Source organism: Bradyrhizobium sp. WSM1253 (assembly GCF_000244935.1).
Lineage (GTDB): Bacteria > Pseudomonadota > Alphaproteobacteria > Rhizobiales > Xanthobacteraceae > Bradyrhizobium > Bradyrhizobium canariense.
In genome coordinates this window covers 328,703-346,556 of sequence record NZ_JH600073.1, presented here as the reverse complement: position 1 = coordinate 346,556, position 17,854 = coordinate 328,703, and the positions used below count along the sequence as shown (strand labels likewise).

The window sequence follows — 17,854 nt, the reverse complement described above, 5'->3', positions numbered from 1 at the left end:
TTGATGTTGTAGGCGCCTGACCCTCAGCCCCCAGCCCAAGTCTGGCGCTTACCTCGGGACGACCCCAGCCGCATTACGCACTGGGGTCGTTTCATTTCTCGCCGCATTGCGACGTATCGTCCGGCCCGAGAGTGGCTTTGTCGGCGTCGGGCGATTGGCGGTTCCTTTGAACCGCTCCTCCGACCATTCCTCGCAGCACAAACATGGCTCGGATCGGACGGAAGCATCGTTATTCCCGCTCATGCCCAACGCTCACCTTTGCGCCGCAGCGGCTGGGTAGGCAACCATTTTTAAGGGGGATACTTTCGGCAACCGCTTGTTTTGTGGTCTGAAGGTGTGTTGCCGCAAACCATAGGACCCCGGCGATACAGAGGGCCGTCAAAGCGGTCACTCCTACGCTCACACTACCTCGCAACAGTAACTGCCTCAAGCCACGCAACATGCCACCCGCATAGCCGGAAAAACTTAATGAAAATGCTGCAATCGACGAGGGCGGGATAGGCGGTCGCCGGCCCTGCTTATTGAGAACGCGCAATAGTCGCGCCAGACAGTGTAGTTGAGAGCTTTCCAACGTAGTGGCTGCTGTCAATAGGCATGTAGAGGCGTCCGCGATGAAGATGATGGCGGCGTGAGCGCTACGCAGGCGGAGCATCGGCCTACGGGCCGATTCGCTCCCAGAGATGCCTAAGTCTTACCCCAGTAGTTTACGCTCAATCTCCGCGGTTGTCTTTCTCACATCGACCGTGTTGACATTCCATCGCCACCATAGCGTGCCAAGGGACAGAACTGCAGGAGCAAAGCTCGCGCCAATGAGAAAGATAGCGAGATAGATACTCGCCGGATCCTCTGCTTGCACCGCAGCCCACACTAGCAGGCAAAACAGCCCTACCGCTGCAATGGTGTTAACCACAGCGGCGATGCGGTACTCGTTGAAAAACTGGACCTTCCTTAGTTCTAAAGTCGAATGGAGGTCGAGTACTTCATTTTCCAGTTCGAGCGACATTTCCGCGAGATCGCTCCGCTTTTCAAGCCGCGTTCGCCGCAACGCCGCGAGCTTAGCTAGACGCTCAATTCGCTTCGAAAGAGGGGAGCTTGCGAACTCGGCTATGGATTGAAGAAGTGCTGTTCCCAAATGGAGCCCAACTCCCAGTTGCAATACGCTAGAGAAATCGCTTAGTTTCATGATCAACCGTCCGGCCTCGGAAGAAATCGTCTTGGTGTCAATAAAGCACAACGTAGCTAGACTACTACAAGTTCGTGGTCTTACCGAACGCGACTTAGGCGCGCGTGTCGGTATGGAGCGGGAGGAATTCCATCGGTGGCTAGACGACCCGCCAAAACGAAAAGAGACGGTGGTCAAAAAAATCGCCACTGAACTTCTGGTACCCGATTTTTACCTTTTTGCTGAGGGTGAAGGTCTACTCCCAGCGGCAAGCATCGCAGATTTTCGTTTGTCGACTCCCGCCCGCAAGGGCAACTAGCCTTTGTGCTTGGTGCACCGAACGATGCGCTCCTGCCGGCGCGGGGGAGACTAAGGTCAAAGCGAGTGGGTGGTAATCACTGGAAGCTTGCCGGATTGGGCCTGTCGCTTCGCATTCTCCAGCGCTTTCAGCCGGTCGCTGGGTGACCGCCCCTCCAGCCATCTGGAAGTGATGACGGTCCCAGAGACCACATAATCCCCGCATGCAGCGCAGTGAAAACCATCGCCGTCATGAGTTTTCGGCAGCGGCTCAGCAGATTTTCCGCACACTGCGCAACGCATCGCTTCACTTCCGTTTTAGGTTGGCGAGACCAGGGCGCGTTAGAATCGGCGGGACCATTCGTCCAGCAGCCGTTCGATCCTGACTAGCAGGGCCATTTCGGACGCTCCAGCGTCGAGTTTGTTCTTCGATCGCCGAAGAAACACAGTAAGCTCGTCAGCAAAATCAAAAGGCCTGCGTGGTGACCTTGATGGAGCCAACTTCCAATAGGGCGTTTGAATGGCTGCCCCGAGCCGGTGTGCCCGCGATCTGTCAAATATCAGTTTTCCATTCTCTTCTGATATTCTGAGACCGGAAAACTCGGCGAACCAAGACGCGAGACTCATCCTAGTAGTGCGATCTACGGCTTCCAACAATTTTTGCGGAATACGCACGTCGTTATGAATACCAAAATGATCGAGAACGCGTACCGCACAGTCGTGGATGGGAGTCCTTGATGCGGCATCCAGCGTTGCAATATGACGTTTGACTATTTGCTTTCCCGCCGCCCTCGCCGGTGGCTTCGCCGCAGCACGACGCTGCTTCTTAAGCTCGTCGATCAGTTGAAGGATTGGTTGTTCGTGATTGATGCGCGACATGATTCTTTGTTGGGAGATGGGCTTGTCGTTCAGGTGTTCTTAAATCAAACGGCCGAACAATCCAGCGATGTCTGGCTGACCGCGGTACAAGAGGGCGTCTATTGGGACCTCAGGCAGCTGAACGGCGAGACGACTGGCGCCGCGGCGTCGGCGGCGGTTCTGCAGGCGGGGAGTAACGCTTAATCGGCGGCCAGTGATGGCCCGACATCAAGCCCACACCGCCCCTTAGCCTACTCCAACCAAATGCGCCGCCGGGCATACGGGGCGGCTTAGGTCTGATCGATGTCATCCGGAGGAAGCTTCGCCACCAGGTGGGGCCAGTTGCGCTCAATAATGCCGCGCAGCTCGGCGTCGACTTGCTCGATTGTATCGAAACTCTCAATCTGGATCCGAAGCGCTTCCAACTGGTCCGGATCGAGCACATGACCCTGGTAAACTTCAATGGGCATAGGTCGCTTACTCCACCCTACTGAGCCTGATCCTGGTCAGGATGGGGCAGCGGCCCCTCATGGTCAAAAACCGATCCGAGGTCACGCATATCGATCCAGCCACCACAAGCCGGGCACTTGATGAAGTGCTCTGCCTCATCGGTCGTCGGGCTGTCGATACGCTCGCCTAAAAACTTGCCTCTCGGTACTTTCATCGTGTCCACCGACTGACATCAGAACTCTCGTGTCATTGCGGGATGGGTCCGGTTTTTCACCTTGATCCAGTCCTTCGATCGGCCGGCGCTGTAGCGCCGGTCTTTCCGTTTCGAGACCAGGCCTTCGAGGCCCATGCGGCAGGCGGCGCCAAACAGGTCGGCCCCTATCGCGCCGGGCTCAAACGGCGCGACGAACATGCCGTCCGGCCGGCCACGCAGCAATCTTGCCAGATTGGACTTGCGCATTGAGAGCGGCAGCGATCGCAGATCCTCGCGGCCGAGCGCGAGGATATCGAAGGCATAGAGCTGCACCTCGTCATCGTGCTTGCGCGAGTGCAGGGCATTGAAGTCGGAGGTGCCATCGACGCCGAGCACAACGGCCTCACCGTCGATGACGAATTGCTGCTCCCGATTTTTTAGCGCCGCCGCAACGATCCATGGAAAACGCTTGGTCCAGTCGTGGCCGTTCTTCGTCAGCAGGCGCACGGCTCTTCCGTTGCGCTCTACCCGAAGGCGATAGCCGTCATATTTGATCTCATGGATCCAGTCGGGACCGTCCGGCACCACCTTTGCGGCGGTGGGCAGGCAGAATTCGAACGTTGTAGGCATGGCGGTCAGATAGGTCTTACAAAGGGAAATTCCATCTGTGTGAGGCCCCGAGAGGGGCCCCCCAACACAAGAGCCGCGGCGGGTTCATCGCTGCGGCTCTCGCATTCTCCAAAAGTGGCCGGGTGAAAAATATGGGTAAGAAAATCAGCCAGCCCCGGTAGGGAAATTCTAGCAACTAAGCGCCCGCGAATCGAGTCATTTCCTTAGTGGGAACAACGATTTAGGAGGAACTGTGTGCACGTTAACCAGCAGAAAATGCCTAATTATTTAGGCCTGGGTTGGTTTTAACAGGCGGCTAATTTGATTTTGGGGGTTGAACCATCAGGGCCCAAGACCATTTCACTTGAATGGAAAGCGATCGGGACATCTTGGCAATTCAACGAAAGCTGGCGCACTGTCGGCAGCTCGCGAAAGACTTTCCGGACGGCCCCACGGCGAAGCATATCCGGGAGCTTGAGGACGAACTAAGGGCCGAGTTGGCGGCTGAGCTACGCACGATCCCACGCAGTAATCCGAATAGAGTTTGTTAACTACGATCGATCACACTGAAGCATGGAGCTCGCCACCGATTCCCCGCGACCGAAGAGCGACTGGACCCAAGAAGAATTGGTCCGCCTCGCTCGACTGGCCCAAGAACGCAGCACAGCGACAGAAGCTGCCAAGGCTCTGCGGCGGCGCGTTAGCTCGGTACGGCGGCAAGCCCGAGAGCTGGGGGTCCTACTCTACAAGGCATAGGCTGACGCGCTGGAACTTCAGAACCGCCGCCGGATTGGTTTTGATGCCCAAAGAGATCGCAATAGCGCTCTGGTAATTGGCTGCCGCCTGCGTAGTCGCGTTTAGCGTGGCGGCGCTCGTTTCTCCTCACTAACTGCGCAAAAGAGACGGCTGGATTGCCTGGGGGTCAAGGCCGGGGCCGCTCCGCCAGCTCGAAGGAGGGAGCCAGCGAGACAGCAAGCCGGGCAGTGATGCTCGGTTCCAACGGCTGCCAGCAGATCCTGCCCGAGTGTTAGCAGCCGCACGTAGGTACCGCTCTCGTGCAGATCGAGCCAGCCGCGCTCGACTGCGTACAATCAGCGGCAGACTGAACAGGAGTCTTCTTTCATTCATTTCTAGCAGCGCGTAAAGAGTCCGCCGATTGAGACGGGGTTTTTTGGCCACATTTCGTGATTGAACTGCGTAAGTTTTTAACCGACTAACTTAATTATTTCCAAAATCATAGGAGGCCCGAATGTCCTCTCAAGAAGAAGACGATCGGCGCGAATTTTTAAGATCCTGCGGCAGGTTCGCCGCCGTAACACCTCCGACCATTACAGCGTTGCTTTCAACCTCACTTACTAGCAGCGCAATTGCCAGCTCCGACGGCCGGCGCCGTGTATCCCTAATTACTACCGCTGAGCGTGGCAGGTCGCCCGACCGGCGGCCTTAGACTGTCGTCCATGCTTGGCCTGACTTGCCCGCGACTGTCATGCCAGTTGGGGACGATATGCACAGATCCCGCGGCGCCGCATGCTGAGCAGATCAGGCGCAAGCCGACGCGCGAGCAAAGAAGGCCTCACATCAACAGCCAAGACAGCCCGGCGATCAGGACCAAAAACCCCGTAACCGTCGTCACTGCGAAACCATATTCAATTCTGTCCAAGACGCTCTCCTCATCCACTGAGGAGAAGTTGCGCCGTGTTGGGAGATCCGTCCCCAACAATGGTGAATCGACCCTATCCTAATTTCCGGAAAATGAGTGTCTCAGAATGTGTCCTCAGTAAAATTACGGGCCGTCTCATTTGATCGTACCCCCATCTTAGACCGGCTCTAGTCTCGCCTCGATGAAAGCATTCAACTGCGCGACCATGGGCGAATATCGAGCTTACGTAATCGGGGCTGACGGTCACATAAGGCTTCGGGTGGACTTGGTAGTTCCCGATGAAACGACAGCCCGGAACAGAGCGAAGCAGCTTGTCAATGGACATGCCGTAGAGCTTTGGGAAGGCGCGACCAAGATCGATAGGTTCGAGCCGGAGCAGTAACGGCGGCGTGTTTTGCTGTTTTACGTTCATCCGGAACCAGCACACTTAACCTGCATTAAGAAACGAAAAGGTCCAATTGAGGGATTGGCCATGGGCGCAGAGCGAATGCACTCCCCCAAGTACTGGCTCAGGCGTGCGGAGGAATTTCACACCAAAGCCGATAATTGCCAGTTTCCGGAAACCAAAGCCGCGCTCCGGCAAGTTGCGAAGAACTATGAGGATCTGGCGCGGCAAGCACAGCAGATCCTTGATAATGAACAATCGAGCAAGCGCCGCCGCTTAGAAGCTCGTGAAGTGGCGCAAGAATACCTGGACGACGAGCGTGCCATCACGAGCGAGCTACGCAACCGGATGAATTAAAAACGGCCCCGCTTCTCCCTGCGAGGGAACAAGTGTGCACTTCGGTACTTAGCTGAGTGCTCACTGGCGGGACAGTACCGTGGACCGTGATTTTAAGAACGAAATCTTTTCGAGCTTCGACCCAAATCCGGGGCGTTCGTTCCTACGGGCGCTCACGCATTCGGGGAGTCAGCAAACTCGCAGAGACGGAACCGCCTGACCTGCAAACCGTTTGAACATGGCCTTGGGCTAAGTTTTGTGTACCGCGTAAAGCAATAAGGGAAAGGCAAACCTCGACCTCAGGTCCACCCCGTCCTGGGGTCGCCTTTTTTGGCCCAGCGACGGGCTTGGGTGCTTAGCTTGCAAAAACAATCCGCGCGTTCAAATGCGCGGACTGCCGGAAGCTCACTTGGGACGAATAGGGCGTTCTAACACTTCACTTCTGAACGATGTGGGCATGAGATGGTTGACTCTGATCACCGACCGAGGCTTTGCCGTAGGCGTTGGTGACTGAGAGACGCATAGCGCTCCCGCCTGCTAGCAGGGAGCGTCTTATGATAGAGCCATTCAGCGTCATAACGCAGGAACTCTTAGACCGTGCTCAACGCGCGATCGACCGGTCCATAGCACTTCGCCAGTTGTGTGGCGATCAGCTGGCGTACGCAAAGCAGCGAATGGTCGAGCTTGAAAAAATGATGCGCGACCAGCTCAACAACCATAAGTAACGCCGCGTCAGCCGGCAGCCACTTGGCCCGTCCTAGTGAGCCGCCCTTGACGGACACCGTACCGGAGGAGTCTGATCGCCGCGCATGGAGCAGCATCAGCGCATCATCGACGAGCTTAAGACCTTAGAGCGTCTCTGCTTGGAGATGGCCCAGGAGAGCACCATGCCTCTGGAGCAGGGCGCGCTGCTCGAAATGGCAGCAAATTGTCGCGCCGAGGCCGCGCGCTGGACGGGGCATTGTTAGTAGCTCCAGACTCGCGAGAGCTACTGCGTGTTGGGGCGTCGGGCGAGCCATTTACTTCCCGGCACAATAGGCCCCCCAATCAACCATCAGCCCCCTGCGTTTCTTCAGGGCGTCCCCACGCCGGTAAGCGCGCTCAACGGCATCACCTGCGGAATGGCCGAGCGCTGCCTCGGAGACGTAGTTCTCGTGTTCTGTCTCTTCGGTGGCCCAATCCTTGAAGGAGGACCGAAATCCGTGCGTGGTCGCGCCACCGCCTCCATGGGCGCCGATTACCTTGCCGAAGGTCATATCGGAGAGGGGACGGTTGGCGCGCACGCCCGGGAATACGAAGTGATTCAGGGACTGCGCCTTCATCTGCCTCACGATCTCAACCGCGCGCTCGCACAGTGGGACACGAAGCTCTCTGCGTTCCTTCGTGCGCTCCTGTGGAAGCGTCCACGTCGCTCCCTCAAGGTCGAATTCATCCCACACGGCCAGGCGGGTCTCGGCACTCCTGGTGGCCGTCAGGATCAGGAACTCTAATGCTCGGGCCGTGATCGTGTCGGTACCGCGTAGCCGATTCATAAAGGCTGGCACATCTTTGTAGGGCAGGGCCTCGTGATGGCCGCGCGTGGACTCGTCCGGCTTATGGAGGACATGTTCCAGATTGCCTTTCCACGCGGCCGGGTTGTCGCCGCTGCGCAGGCCCTCGACCTTGGCCGAGTCCAAGACGCGCTCAATCCGCCACCGGAGCTTTTCCGCGGTCTCCTGCTTGGTGCCCCAGAGCGGACGCACAGCCGCCAGCACGTCTTGGATGTCGATATCCGCTAACGCTTTGTCCCGCATTGCCTTGACGTGGTTGGTGAGGGTATTCCGCCAGCCCGCCTCGGTCTTGGCGCCGCGCCACCGGCCAGCCTTCACGGCTTCGTCTATATAAGAGTCCGCATATTGACCGAAGGTCTTCACGCCGGCCGCGGCCTTGGCTGCCTCGACCGCCTCAACAGCCCGGTGGTCGATTGGATCGATACCGCGTCGGAGTAGGGCGCGGGCTGCCTCAGCCTTCTGGCGCGCATCGGCCAGTCCGACTGTGTGGAGCGGGCCAATGCCCATTTCCCGGCGCTTGCCGCCGAACCTGTAGTCGAGGGTCCAGTACCGGCCGCTGCCCTTGGTCACCAGCCAGAGGCCGCCGCCGTCGCGGAGCTTCGCGGACTTGCGAGCGTCGATCGCCTTGACCGTGAGGACGTTTCTAGTATGGCTCCCCATTTCGGATTCCTACTACTATCTTCCCCGCTTTTTCCCCGCTATTGGGGTGTGCGCTAGCAGTAACCGCTATGGTCAACATGGGCAAACTACCCCTTGATATCAAAGCGGTTATCAGCTTGTAGGTTGCCATTATGGGACGGCTTGGACAAGAACAAATATCCAGCCCGGGGAGCCAAATTCCGCTTCATCGTCAATGATTTGCGTCCAGACTCTGATCTGGGATGCGATCTCGTTGCGGCAAATTCTCAATTAGATGTGTACCGTGGCGAGCCCGCATCCTCCGCCGCGACGCCAAAACGACTCAATTGAAATCGAGCTTCCAGGCGCCGGTCCTTTACGGAGCTGATTCCCATGCGAGACATCCAGGTCGACCGTTCCCCGCTGGCTCCCTCCATTCTGCCGGCGGACATCCCCGAACTCAGCGATGACGAATGCCTCGCCTGTCTCGCGCGGGCGGTCGAGACCCACGATTCGGCACGGCTGGATGAAGTCGCCGCATTGATCGGCCGCCTCGCAGTCACGATCGAATAGGCGGCTCACCCTCGACGTTGCGAGTTGCGGAAGGGCCCGTTTCGCGGGCAAAGCCATGTTGCGTTTTCGCAGGGCCTGTTCCAAAGATGCCGCCAACTTTCGTCCGCGGCATCGTCCGCCTTGCAGGGTCCGCAAATGTCCGTTTTCTCGACGGCGCGCCTAAAAATGGTCGATGGCCAGGTGCGCACCAGTGACGTCACCGACCGTCGTGTTCTCGACGCCATGCTCACGGTTCCGCGCGAGGCCTTCGTGCCGGCCAGCCGGCAGGCATTGGCGTATCTCGACCTCGATCTCGACGTCAGCGAGGGCGGCGCCAAGCGGTTCCTGATCAAGCCGCAGCTGACCGGCAAGTTGCTCCAGGCCGCCGAGATCGGCGAGGATGACAACGTGCTGGTCGTCGGCTGCGCCACGGGCTATCTCGCTGCGCTGACCGCCAAGCTTGCGCGTCAGGTCACCGCGACGGAATGCGATTCGGCCTTGGCCGCGAAGGCCAAGGACGCCTTCGCCGCCCTCGGGCTCGCCAACGTGGCCTGCAAGGCCGCGGCCTGCACCGAGGGTGATGCCGCTGCCGGCCCCTATGATGTGATCGTCCTCAACGGCGCCACCGAGGTGACGCCGGCAGGGCTGCTCGGGCAGCTCAAGGAGGGTGGGCGCCTGTTGGGGGTCTCGGCCGAATCCAGGCCGCCGCGAGCCATGATCGTCACCCATACTCACGGCGAATTCGGCCATCGGGCGCTGTTCGATGCCGCGGCCCCGGTCCTTCCCGGGCTGGAACGAGCCGCCGCCTTCGTGTTCTGACGGCCCGATAGCGGCTTTGGCCCGTTAAAATCCCGTTCTGAATCAGAAGTGTGGCCGGGATGCTGCACGTGAAGAGTTTCCACCGAGAACCACCCTCAGGTAGTTCCGTCGCGCTTGACCGCGTCCTATGTTGCGGCGGGGCAACGACTCCACTCGTAGACGGTAACCCAGCTCGCGGGCACGAGCCGGGCGTTAGAATGAACGGAATTTTTGGATGCATGGGGTGAAGTTCTTCACCGGAGCAGCGGTTTCGGTCCTGCTGCTGGCGCTTGCCGGGCCGACGCCTGCCTTGGCGGATACGATCGAGGCTGCGCTGGTGCGCGCCTATCAGAACAATCCGCAGCTGAACGCGCAGCGCGCCCAGGTGCGCTCGACCGACGAGAACGTGCCGCAGGCGCTGTCGGGCTATCGGCCCAAGGTCAATGTGACCCTCGGCAGCGGGTATCAATATCAGGACGTCCAGGCGACGCAGAATGTCGTCCCCCCCACCCCCAAGTCGATCTCCGGCTTGCTTCAGCCCAACAGCGCCAGCGTGAGCGTCAGTCAGACACTCTACAACGGCAATCAGACCGCCAACAGGACGCGCGTTGCGGAGAGCCAGGTGTCGGGTTCCCGCGAGGCATTGCGTGTGCTCGAGCAGACGGTCCTGCTGCAGGCTGCCACGGCCTATATGGATTTTCTGCGCGACTCGGCCACGCTCGAAGTTCAGCGCAGCAACGTGCGCGTGCTCGAACAGACGCTCAAGCAAACGCGCGATCGCTTCAATGTCGGCGAGGTGACGCGCACGGACGTCGCGCAATCCGAAGCGCAGCTGGCTGCCGGCAGGACCCAGGCCCTGACCGCCGAATCGAATCTCACGACGACGCGCGCGAACTTCCGCCGGATCATCGGCAACGAGCCGGCGGCCCTCGCCCCCGGCTCGCCGGTCGATCGCTTCCTTCCTGCGACGATCGCCTCCGCCGTTGGTCTCAGCCTTGTCGAGAATCCCAACGTTACGGCTGCCATGTATGGCATCGACGTCAACTACCTCCAGGTCAAGATCAACGAAGGCGCTTTGCTGCCGACGGTCACGGTCGCGGCTACTGCCAGCACAGCCTACCAGCAGCAGCTGACGATCTTCCGAACGAGTTCCGCGTCCGCCCTCGCGACAGTCGCTGTGCCGATCTATCAGGGTGGCACAGAATATGCGCTGATCCGCCAATCGAAAGAGAACCTGGCGCAGCAGCGCCTGAATCTCGAAACCACCCGCGATCAGACCCGCGCCAACGTCGTGCAGGCCTGGGGCCAGTTGGAAGCCGGCAAGGCGCAGGTGCAGTCCGCGCAGGCGCAGGTCACGGCGTCCGAGATCGCGCTGAACGGCGTGCGCGAAGAGGCCAAGGCCGGGCAGCGCACCACCCTCGACGTGCTCAATGCGCAGCAAGCGCTGGTGAACGCGCGCGTTGCGCTCGTCACTGCCCAGCATGACCGCGTGGTGGCGTCCTATTCGGTGCTCAACGCGGTCGGTCGTCTGGCGCCGCAGGTGCTTGGTCTCAACACCACGGTCTACGATCCCAGCGTGCACTACCAGCAGGTCCGCGACAGCTGGGCCGGCGTACGCACGCCAGACGGACGCTAGAGTCCCGTAGTCATCCGGTCGGCCTCGCGAATAGCCGAAGCCGACCGGTGCTTTGCTTGCAATCATCAAAATCCCTGACATAGCCTTGCCAAGAAGATGCGGGTCGATTCGCTCTGCATCCGATGCCGTGTGCGTAAAGCATGAGGTGCCGAGGGCAGGTGCGCACCGCTGCACGTTGAGCCGTCATCTGGGGACAAGTCGGGCTGCCGTGACGAAAATGTCGGGCCAGCCATCCGGAACCGGCCAATCCTGTCGTGCTTGGTGTAAAACAACGCATGCGAGGGCGTTGATGATGTGGAGTCGGAGATGACGCAGCCTGCAAAGGTCACAGAACCCTCGATGGAGGAGATTCTGGCCTCGATCCGGCGCATCATTGCCGATGATGAGGCCAAGCCGCCGCCGGCGGATGCTGCCAAGTCCGAGAAAGCTGCCGCCCCCGCCGCCCCACCGAAGCCGCAGGCGATCAACGATATTCCGCCATCCAAGGTCGTGCCGCCCAAACCGGCCGCCGAGAAGCCCGTACCGCCTTCAGCCGCAAAGCCGGCGCCGCCGCCGGCCCCCGCGCCCGAGGCGGATGCATCCAACAATCAGGACGATATCGACGCGCTGCTGGCGGGCCTCGACACGGCAACGGCTGCGCCGGAAATCCGTGCTCCCGAGCCGGAGCCCGAACCTGAGCCCGACGTGCTGGAATTGACTGACGATATGGCGCTGGCGATGGAGCCGACGCCGCCTCCGCCGCCGCCGAGCTTCCGCAAGGTCGAGCCGCGCGACGATCTCGAATTCGCCGAATCGCCGCCGCCGCGTCCGACGCCGGCATCCTATGCGCCGGTGGACTTCGATGCGCCGCCATTGCCGCTCCAACAGCCGATCCTGGCGCAATCGACGGTCTCCGCGGTCGAATCCGCCTTCAATTCCCTGGCCCACACGGTGCTCAGCAGCAATGCGCGAACGCTGGAGGATCTGGTTAAGGAGATGCTGCGTCCGATGCTGAAATCCTGGCTGGACGACAATTTGCCCGGCCTGGTCGAACGCATCGTGAAGGCCGAAATCGAGCGGGTATCGCGCGGCGGCAGGTAGATCGGGCCGCAGAGCCCTCATAAAGCCCCGCTTGTGGGTCATATTCTGCCTCCCGACCGGATCGGAACGCCCTGCTGCCGCCTGGCTTTCCTTTGACCTTTCCGTTGACTTGTCCGTTGACTTGGACCCCGTGCGCGGCTTTCTAACAGCGCCATGATCGAGAAAAATTACCAGCCCGCCGATATCGAAGCCCGCATGTCCGTCGTGTGGGAGGACAGCCTTGCGTTCAAGGCCGGCCGCCCGGACCGCCGCGACGCAGTGCCCTTTACCATCGTGATTCCGCCGCCGAACGTGACGGGCTCGCTGCACATGGGCCACGCCCTCAACAACACCCTCCAGGACATCCTGTGCCGCTTCGAGCGCATGCGCGGCCGCGACGTGCTGTGGCAGCCCGGCACCGACCATGCCGGCATCGCCACCCAGATGGTTGTCGAGCGGCAACTGATGGAGCGCCAGCAGCCCAGCCGTCGCGAGATGGGCCGCGAGAAGTTTCTGGAGCGGGTCTGGCAGTGGAAGGCCGAGAGCGGCGACACCATCATCAACCAACTCAAGCGGCTCGGCGCCTCCTGCGACTGGTCGCGCGAACGCTTCACCATGGACGAGGGCCTCTCCAAGGCCGTGGTCAAGGTCTTCGTCGAGCTGCACCGCGACGGCCTGATCTACAAGGACAAGCGGCTGGTCAACTGGGACACCAAGCTGCTCACTGCTATCTCCGATCTCGAAGTGCAGCAGACCGAGGTCAAGGGTAGCCTCTGGTACCTGCGCTATCCGATCGAGGGCAAGACTTTCAGCCCCGAGGATCCCTCGAGCTTCATCGTCGTTGCCACCACGCGCCCGGAGACCATGCTCGGCGATAGCGGCGTCGCCGTGCATCCCGACGACGAGCGCTATCAGAAGCTGGTCGGCAAGAACGTGATCCTGCCGCTGGTCGGCCGCAAGATCCAGATTGTCGCCGACGATTATTCCGATCCGGAGAAGGGCTCGGGCGCGGTCAAGGTGACACCGGCGCACGACTTCAACGATTTCGAAGTCGGCAATCGCCATGGCCTCGCCCGGATCAGTGTCATCGACAAGGAAGGTTGCCTCGATCTCCTCGAGAACGAGGATTATCTGCGCGACCTGCCGGAAGGTGCCTCGCAGTTCGCCGAGGAGTTCAACAAGCTCGATCGCTTTGCTGCGCGCAAGCGCATTGTCGAGCGGTTGGAATCGTTCGGCTTCGTCGAGCGGATCGAGCCCCACACCCACATGGTGCCGCATGGCGACCGCTCCGGCACGGTGATCGAGCCCTATCTGACCGACCAATGGTATGTCGACGCCAAGACGCTGGCGAAGCCCGCGATGGCGGCAGTGCGTTCCGGCGAAACCACGTTCGTGCCGAAGAACTGGGAAAAAACCTATTTCGAGTGGATGGAGAACATCCAGCCGTGGTGCATCTCGCGCCAGCTCTGGTGGGGTCACCAGATCCCGGCCTGGTACGGTCCCGACGGCAAGGTGTTTGTCGCCGAGACCGAGGAGGAGGCCGTCAGCCACGCGCTTGGCTATTACGTCGAGCAGGAAGTCATCACGGTCGAGCAGGGCCGCGAGATGGCGCTCGACCGCAACAAGCGTGATGGTTTCATCACGCGCGACGAGGACGTGCTCGACACCTGGTTCTCCTCGGCGCTGTGGCCGTTCTCGACCCTCGGCTGGCCCGCGGACGCGCCGGAAGTGCAGCGCTACTACCCCACCAACGCGCTGGTGACCGGCTTCGACATCATCTTCTTCTGGGTCGCCCGCATGATGATGATGGGCCTTCACTTCATGAAGGAAGTGCCGTTCTCGACGATCTACATCCACGCCCTCGTCCGCGACGAGAAGGGCGCCAAGATGTCGAAGTCGAAGGGCAACGTCATCGATCCGCTCAGCTTGATCGACCAATATGGTGCGGATGCGCTGCGCTTCACGCTTGCGGCGATGGCCGCGCAGGGGCGCGACATCAAGCTCGCCACCAGCCGCGTCGAGGGCTATCGCAATTTCGCGACCAAGCTCTGGAATGCGTCGCGCTTCGCCGAAATGAACCATTGCGCCGTGCCCGAGGGTTTCGAGCCGGCCAAGGTCAAGGAGACGCTGAACCGCTGGATCGCGCATGAGAGCGCGCACACCACGCGCGAGGTGACCGAGGCGATCGAGGCCTATCGCTTCAATGACGCCGCCGGCAGCATCTACCGCTTCGTCTGGAACGTCTATTGCGACTGGTATCTCGAGCTCGCAAAACCCGTGCTGCTCGGCCCCGACAGCCCTGCCAAGGCCGAGACCCGCGCCATGGTGGCATGGGCGCGCGACGAGATCTTGAAACTGCTGCACCCCTTCATGCCCTTCATCACCGAGGAGCTGTGGGAGGTGACGGCCAAGCGCGACGGTCTGCTCGCGCTGGCGCCGTGGCCGCTGAAGCCGGCCGGGCCGACGCCGGAGCAGCTTGCGATGCTCGCGGCGACGACGGGACCGACCGATGCGCTCGTCTCGCCGGTTTGGGTGCTGCCGATCTTCGACCATGCCGACTTCACCGATCCCGCCGCCGAGGCCGAGATCGGCTGGGTCATCGACCTTGTCACCCAAATCCGTTCGGTGCGCGCCGAGATGAACATCCCGCCGGCGACCCTCACGGCGCTGGTGCTCGCAGGCGCCTCGGCCGAGACGAAGGAGCGCGCGCCGCGCTGGAGCGACGTCATTAAGCGCATGGCGCGGCTGTCGGATATCTCCTTCGCCGACCGTGCGCCCGACGGCGCGGTCCAGCTCCTGGTGCGCGGCGAGGTGGCCGCGCTGCCGCTGAAGGGCGTGATCGACGTCGCCGCCGAGCGCACGCGTCTCGACAAGGAGATCGGGAAGGCCGATTCCGACATCAAGCGCGCCGAGTCCAAGCTGGCCAATGAGAAATTCGTCGCCAACGCAGCCGAGGAGGTCGTCGAGGAGGAGCGCGAGAAGCGCGAGGCCGCGCTGGCCCGCAAAGCCAAGCTGCTTGAGGCGCTGGAGCGGCTCAAGCAGGCGTCGTAGGCTTATTTCGGAAACGGCTTGCTCAAAAACTTCGAACCCCTGACGCCATAGCGCCAGGGCAGCTCGGCCGCCTTTGTGATGCCGATCCGGATGCCGGCCACCACCTCGACGTCCTCCGTCCGCGCATGCAGCGCGATCGGCGGACGGTCCAGCGGCAAGGCATTGTGCGCGATGGTGATGCCGAGCGCTTCGGTCAGCTTGCCCGGGCCCGAGCACAACGCGTGCAAATCCTGGAGATGGCGCCGCCGACGCATCGCGGCGATACCATGGGTCGGCTCCAACGCGCGGATCAGCACGGCGCTGGCCGAGCCTTCTTCCTCGCAGACGAAGTTCACGCACCAGTGGATGCCGTACGAGCGGTAGACATAGGCAAAGCCGGGCGGGCCGAACATCACCTGGTTCCGCGGCGTGAGGCCATTGTAGGAGTGCGCCGCCGGCTCGGTATGATGATAGGCCTCGACCTCGACGATGATCCCGCCGACGCCGTCGACCAGCATGGTTGCACCGATCAGGTCGGGCGCGACCTCGTGGACGCTGCGTGCGAAAAAGGCACGCCTCAGCGCTTTGCCGAGCCGGGGTGTGGACGGTTTCGAGACTGGAGCCATTCGAAGTGAGAATCGCCAGAGAACAGAGCAGGATATTGCCCATATCTGCCATGTTCTCTGAAGCGGGGCGAGCCGGGTTGCGATGCCCGGCGAGACCGACTAGGTAGGACTTGGTCAGACCGGACACCCCATGGTCGTTATTGTCGATACCATCTCGAACCCGCTGCGCCCACGTCACCCCGAAAAGGTGAATCGGCCCGATTCCGCTTCGCCGCCGAAGCCGGACTGGATCCGCGTACGCGCGCCCAACACCCGCGGCTATGCCGACACCCGCAACATCGTGCGCGCCAATGGCCTGCATACTGTGTGCGAGGAGGCAGGCTGCCCGAATATCGGCGAGTGCTGGGACAAGAAGCACGCGACCTTCATGATCATGGGCGACACCTGCACCCGCGCCTGTGCCTTCTGCAACGTCAAGACCGGCATGCCGAACGCGCTCGACGCGGCCGAGCCGCAGAACGTCGGCGAGGCCGTGGCCAAGCTCGGGCTTGCCCATGTCGTCATCACCTCCGTCGACCGCGACGATCTCACCGACGGCGGCGCCGAGCATTTCGCCCAGACCATCCGCGCGATCCGCGCCGCGTGCCCCTCGACCACGATCGAGATCCTGACGCCCGATTTCCTGCGCAAGGAGGGGGCGCTGGAGGTTGTCGTCGCGGCGAAGCCCGACGTGTTCAACCACAATCTCGAGACCGTGCCGTCGTGCTATCTCACGGTGCGGCCCGGCGCGCGCTATTTCCATTCGATCCGGCTGCTGCAGCGGGTCAAGGAGCTCGATCCCACCATCTTCACCAAGTCCGGCATCATGGTCGGCCTCGGCGAGGAGCGCCACGAGGTGCAGCAGGTGATGGACGATCTGCGTTCGGCCGACGTCGATTTCCTGACCATCGGGCAATATCTCCAGCCGACCCGCAAGCATCACGCCGTGATGCGCTACGTGCCGCCGGACGAGTTTTCGTCCTACGAGAAGGTCGCCTACACCAAGGGCTTCCTGATGGTGTCGGCGAGCCCGCTCACCCGTTCGTCGCATCACGCCGGCGAGGATTTTGCGAAACTGAAGGCCGCGCGGGCAGCAAGCGCCCGCTGAATCGCCATGCCCAATTTTTCGAGCAAGCGCCGTGTCGATCACAGCGCGTCCGAGATGTTTGATCTGGTCGCCGACGTCGAGCGCTACCCGGAATTTGTGCCGCTGTGCAGCGCGCTGAAGGTCCGTCAGCGCATGGCGAAACCCGACGGCACCGAGGTGCTGGTCGCGGACATGACAGTGTCGTTCAAGCTGGTCAGGGAATCCTTCACCAGCCGCGTGACGCTCGACCGTGCCAATCTGAAGATCCTGGTCGAATATCTGCAAGGTCCCTTCAGCAATCTGGAAAACCGCTGGACGTTCGAGCCCAAAGGCGAGAGCGTTTGCGATGTCGGCTTCTTCCTTGCCTACGAGTTCAAGAGCCGCATGCTGGCGCTCCTGATGGGCTCGATGTTCGACGCCGCGTTCGCGCGATTTTCCATCGCGTTCGAGAAGCGAGCGGATGCGATCTACGGACGGCGGAAGCTGGCGTCGTCGTAGTGGACGGGCACGCTCTCTCCTCCGTCATTGCGAGGAGCCCTTGCGACGAAGCTATCCAGAGCCTTTCCACTGAGGGATGCTGGATTGCTTCGCTCCGCTCGCAATGACTGAGGAGGCGGCGTCGACACTCTCCAACAACTCTCGTCCTCCGTCGCAGACACGGGTGTGCAGCCCCGCGGCGTGTCTCGCCCGAGCTTGGCTTTTGGCGTCGCCCCCAATTGCCAGAGGGCGCAGGGAAGACCGGGTGCCGGCTGGCACCCACGGTCCACTGTGCGAAGGTTGCGCTACGAGAGGCTGCACAGCGGCATACAGGTGAAGCCCAACACACGGCCTTCCCTGCGCAGTGGTTTGACGGCTTATGCCGAGTTCTCCCCGGGGAGCGATGCACTATTGCCCCCGTCGCCTTGCGGATGGCTGATACGGATGCCCGGTCGGGCCGCCCACATCACCACAAGACTTGACGCACAGACC

General features: G+C 61.3%; 18 protein-coding genes. 11 read left to right on the top strand and 7 right to left on the bottom strand.

Translation table 11 applies throughout. From position 1 onward, the window contains the following. Positions 1-691 precede the first annotated feature (691 nt). Entirely contained in the window at positions 692-1,183 is a 492-nt protein-coding gene (locus tag BRA1253DRAFT_RS03520; protein WP_157158537.1) for a hypothetical protein, read from the bottom strand. Here BRA1253DRAFT_RS03520 and BRA1253DRAFT_RS43375 point away from each other — a divergent pair. Beyond that, on the top strand, positions 1,182-1,481 hold the full coding sequence (locus tag BRA1253DRAFT_RS43375) for a hypothetical protein (RefSeq protein WP_157158536.1): 300 nt from the start codon (positions 1,182-1,184) through the stop codon (positions 1,479-1,481). The genes BRA1253DRAFT_RS03520 and BRA1253DRAFT_RS43375 overlap by 2 nt on opposite strands. A 737-nt stretch (positions 1,482-2,218) precedes the next feature. Next, positions 2,219-2,521 (top strand): hypothetical protein, encoded by a 303-nt coding sequence (locus BRA1253DRAFT_RS03515; RefSeq protein WP_007591167.1) that lies wholly within the window; start codon positions 2,219-2,221, stop codon positions 2,519-2,521. Positions 2,522-2,607: 86 nt separating this feature from the next. Here BRA1253DRAFT_RS03515 and BRA1253DRAFT_RS43370 read toward each other — a convergent pair whose 3' ends face one another. The 3 genes from BRA1253DRAFT_RS43370 to BRA1253DRAFT_RS03510 are packed head-to-tail and all read right to left on the bottom strand — an operon-like array spanning position 2,608 to position 3,590. After that, a complete protein-coding gene (locus tag BRA1253DRAFT_RS43370; protein ID WP_007591166.1) occupies positions 2,608-2,787 on the bottom strand; it encodes a hypothetical protein in 180 nt (59 codons plus the stop codon). A gap of 17 nt (positions 2,788-2,804) precedes the next feature. Next, positions 2,805-2,981 carry a hypothetical protein gene (locus tag BRA1253DRAFT_RS42635; RefSeq protein ID WP_007591165.1) on the bottom strand — a complete coding sequence of 59 codons (177 nt, stop codon included), beginning with the start codon at positions 2,979-2,981 and terminating at the stop codon, positions 2,805-2,807. 18 nt (positions 2,982-2,999) lie between these two features. Then, positions 3,000-3,590, bottom strand: a complete 591-nt coding sequence (locus tag BRA1253DRAFT_RS03510; RefSeq protein ID WP_007591164.1) for an RNA ligase family protein — start codon at positions 3,588-3,590, stop codon at positions 3,000-3,002. 2,111 nt (positions 3,591-5,701) lie between these two features. On the opposite strand from BRA1253DRAFT_RS03510, the gene BRA1253DRAFT_RS03495 reads away from it, so the two are divergent. Next, positions 5,702-5,971: a hypothetical protein gene (locus BRA1253DRAFT_RS03495; protein WP_007591162.1), complete on the top strand. Its 270-nt coding sequence runs from the start codon at positions 5,702-5,704 to the stop codon at positions 5,969-5,971. 569 nt (positions 5,972-6,540) lie between these two features. On the opposite strand, the gene BRA1253DRAFT_RS43365 is transcribed toward BRA1253DRAFT_RS03495, so the two are convergent. Further along, entirely contained in the window at positions 6,541-6,771 is a 231-nt protein-coding gene (locus BRA1253DRAFT_RS43365) for a hypothetical protein (protein WP_157158535.1), read from the bottom strand. On the opposite strand from BRA1253DRAFT_RS43365, the gene BRA1253DRAFT_RS43360 reads away from it, so the two are divergent. After that, positions 6,760-6,918, top strand: coding sequence for a hypothetical protein (locus BRA1253DRAFT_RS43360; RefSeq protein ID WP_007591160.1), 159 nt, complete (start codon positions 6,760-6,762; stop codon positions 6,916-6,918). The genes BRA1253DRAFT_RS43365 and BRA1253DRAFT_RS43360 overlap by 12 nt on opposite strands. Positions 6,919-6,969: 51 nt before the next feature. On the opposite strand, the gene BRA1253DRAFT_RS03490 is transcribed toward BRA1253DRAFT_RS43360, so the two are convergent. Next, the gene (locus tag BRA1253DRAFT_RS03490; protein WP_007591159.1) at positions 6,970-8,160 is read right to left on the bottom strand and encodes an integrase arm-type DNA-binding domain-containing protein; all 1,191 of its coding nucleotides are present in this window, start codon (positions 8,158-8,160) and stop codon (positions 6,970-6,972) included. Between the two features lie 351 nt (positions 8,161-8,511). On the opposite strand from BRA1253DRAFT_RS03490, the gene BRA1253DRAFT_RS03485 reads away from it, so the two are divergent. The 5 genes from BRA1253DRAFT_RS03485 to BRA1253DRAFT_RS03465 all read left to right on the top strand — a co-directional run bounded on the left by BRA1253DRAFT_RS03485 (position 8,512) and on the right by BRA1253DRAFT_RS03465 (position 15,214). Next, the gene (locus tag BRA1253DRAFT_RS03485) at positions 8,512-8,691 is read left to right on the top strand and encodes a hypothetical protein (RefSeq protein WP_007591158.1); all 180 of its coding nucleotides are present in this window, start codon (positions 8,512-8,514) and stop codon (positions 8,689-8,691) included. Between the two features lie 135 nt (positions 8,692-8,826). Beyond that, complete coding sequence (locus tag BRA1253DRAFT_RS03480; protein WP_007591157.1) at positions 8,827-9,489, top strand: protein-L-isoaspartate O-methyltransferase; 663 nt, start codon at positions 8,827-8,829, stop codon at positions 9,487-9,489. Between the two features lie 214 nt (positions 9,490-9,703). Beyond that, positions 9,704-11,104 carry a TolC family outer membrane protein gene (locus BRA1253DRAFT_RS03475; protein WP_007591156.1) on the top strand — a complete coding sequence of 467 codons (1,401 nt, stop codon included), beginning with the start codon at positions 9,704-9,706 and terminating at the stop codon, positions 11,102-11,104. Between the two features lie 306 nt (positions 11,105-11,410). Next, positions 11,411-12,184: a PopZ family protein gene (locus BRA1253DRAFT_RS03470; protein WP_007591154.1), complete on the top strand. Its 774-nt coding sequence runs from the start codon at positions 11,411-11,413 to the stop codon at positions 12,182-12,184. A gap of 153 nt (positions 12,185-12,337) precedes the next feature. Beyond that, positions 12,338-15,214 carry a valine--tRNA ligase gene (locus BRA1253DRAFT_RS03465; RefSeq protein WP_007591152.1) on the top strand — a complete coding sequence of 959 codons (2,877 nt, stop codon included), beginning with the start codon at positions 12,338-12,340 and terminating at the stop codon, positions 15,212-15,214. A gap of 2 nt (positions 15,215-15,216) precedes the next feature. Here BRA1253DRAFT_RS03465 and BRA1253DRAFT_RS03460 read toward each other — a convergent pair whose 3' ends face one another. Then, complete coding sequence (locus tag BRA1253DRAFT_RS03460; RefSeq protein ID WP_007591150.1) at positions 15,217-15,819, bottom strand: DNA-3-methyladenine glycosylase; 603 nt, start codon at positions 15,817-15,819, stop codon at positions 15,217-15,219. A gap of 130 nt (positions 15,820-15,949) precedes the next feature. Here BRA1253DRAFT_RS03460 and lipA point away from each other — a divergent pair, with 130 nt between their 5' ends. Both lipA and BRA1253DRAFT_RS03450 read left to right on the top strand, forming a co-directional pair. Beyond that, complete coding sequence (gene lipA, locus BRA1253DRAFT_RS03455) at positions 15,950-16,906, top strand: lipoyl synthase (protein ID WP_007591147.1); 957 nt, start codon at positions 15,950-15,952, stop codon at positions 16,904-16,906. Between the two features lie 6 nt (positions 16,907-16,912). After that, entirely contained in the window at positions 16,913-17,383 is a 471-nt protein-coding gene (locus BRA1253DRAFT_RS03450; protein WP_007591145.1) for a type II toxin-antitoxin system RatA family toxin, read from the top strand. Positions 17,384-17,854: the final 471 nt, after the last annotated feature.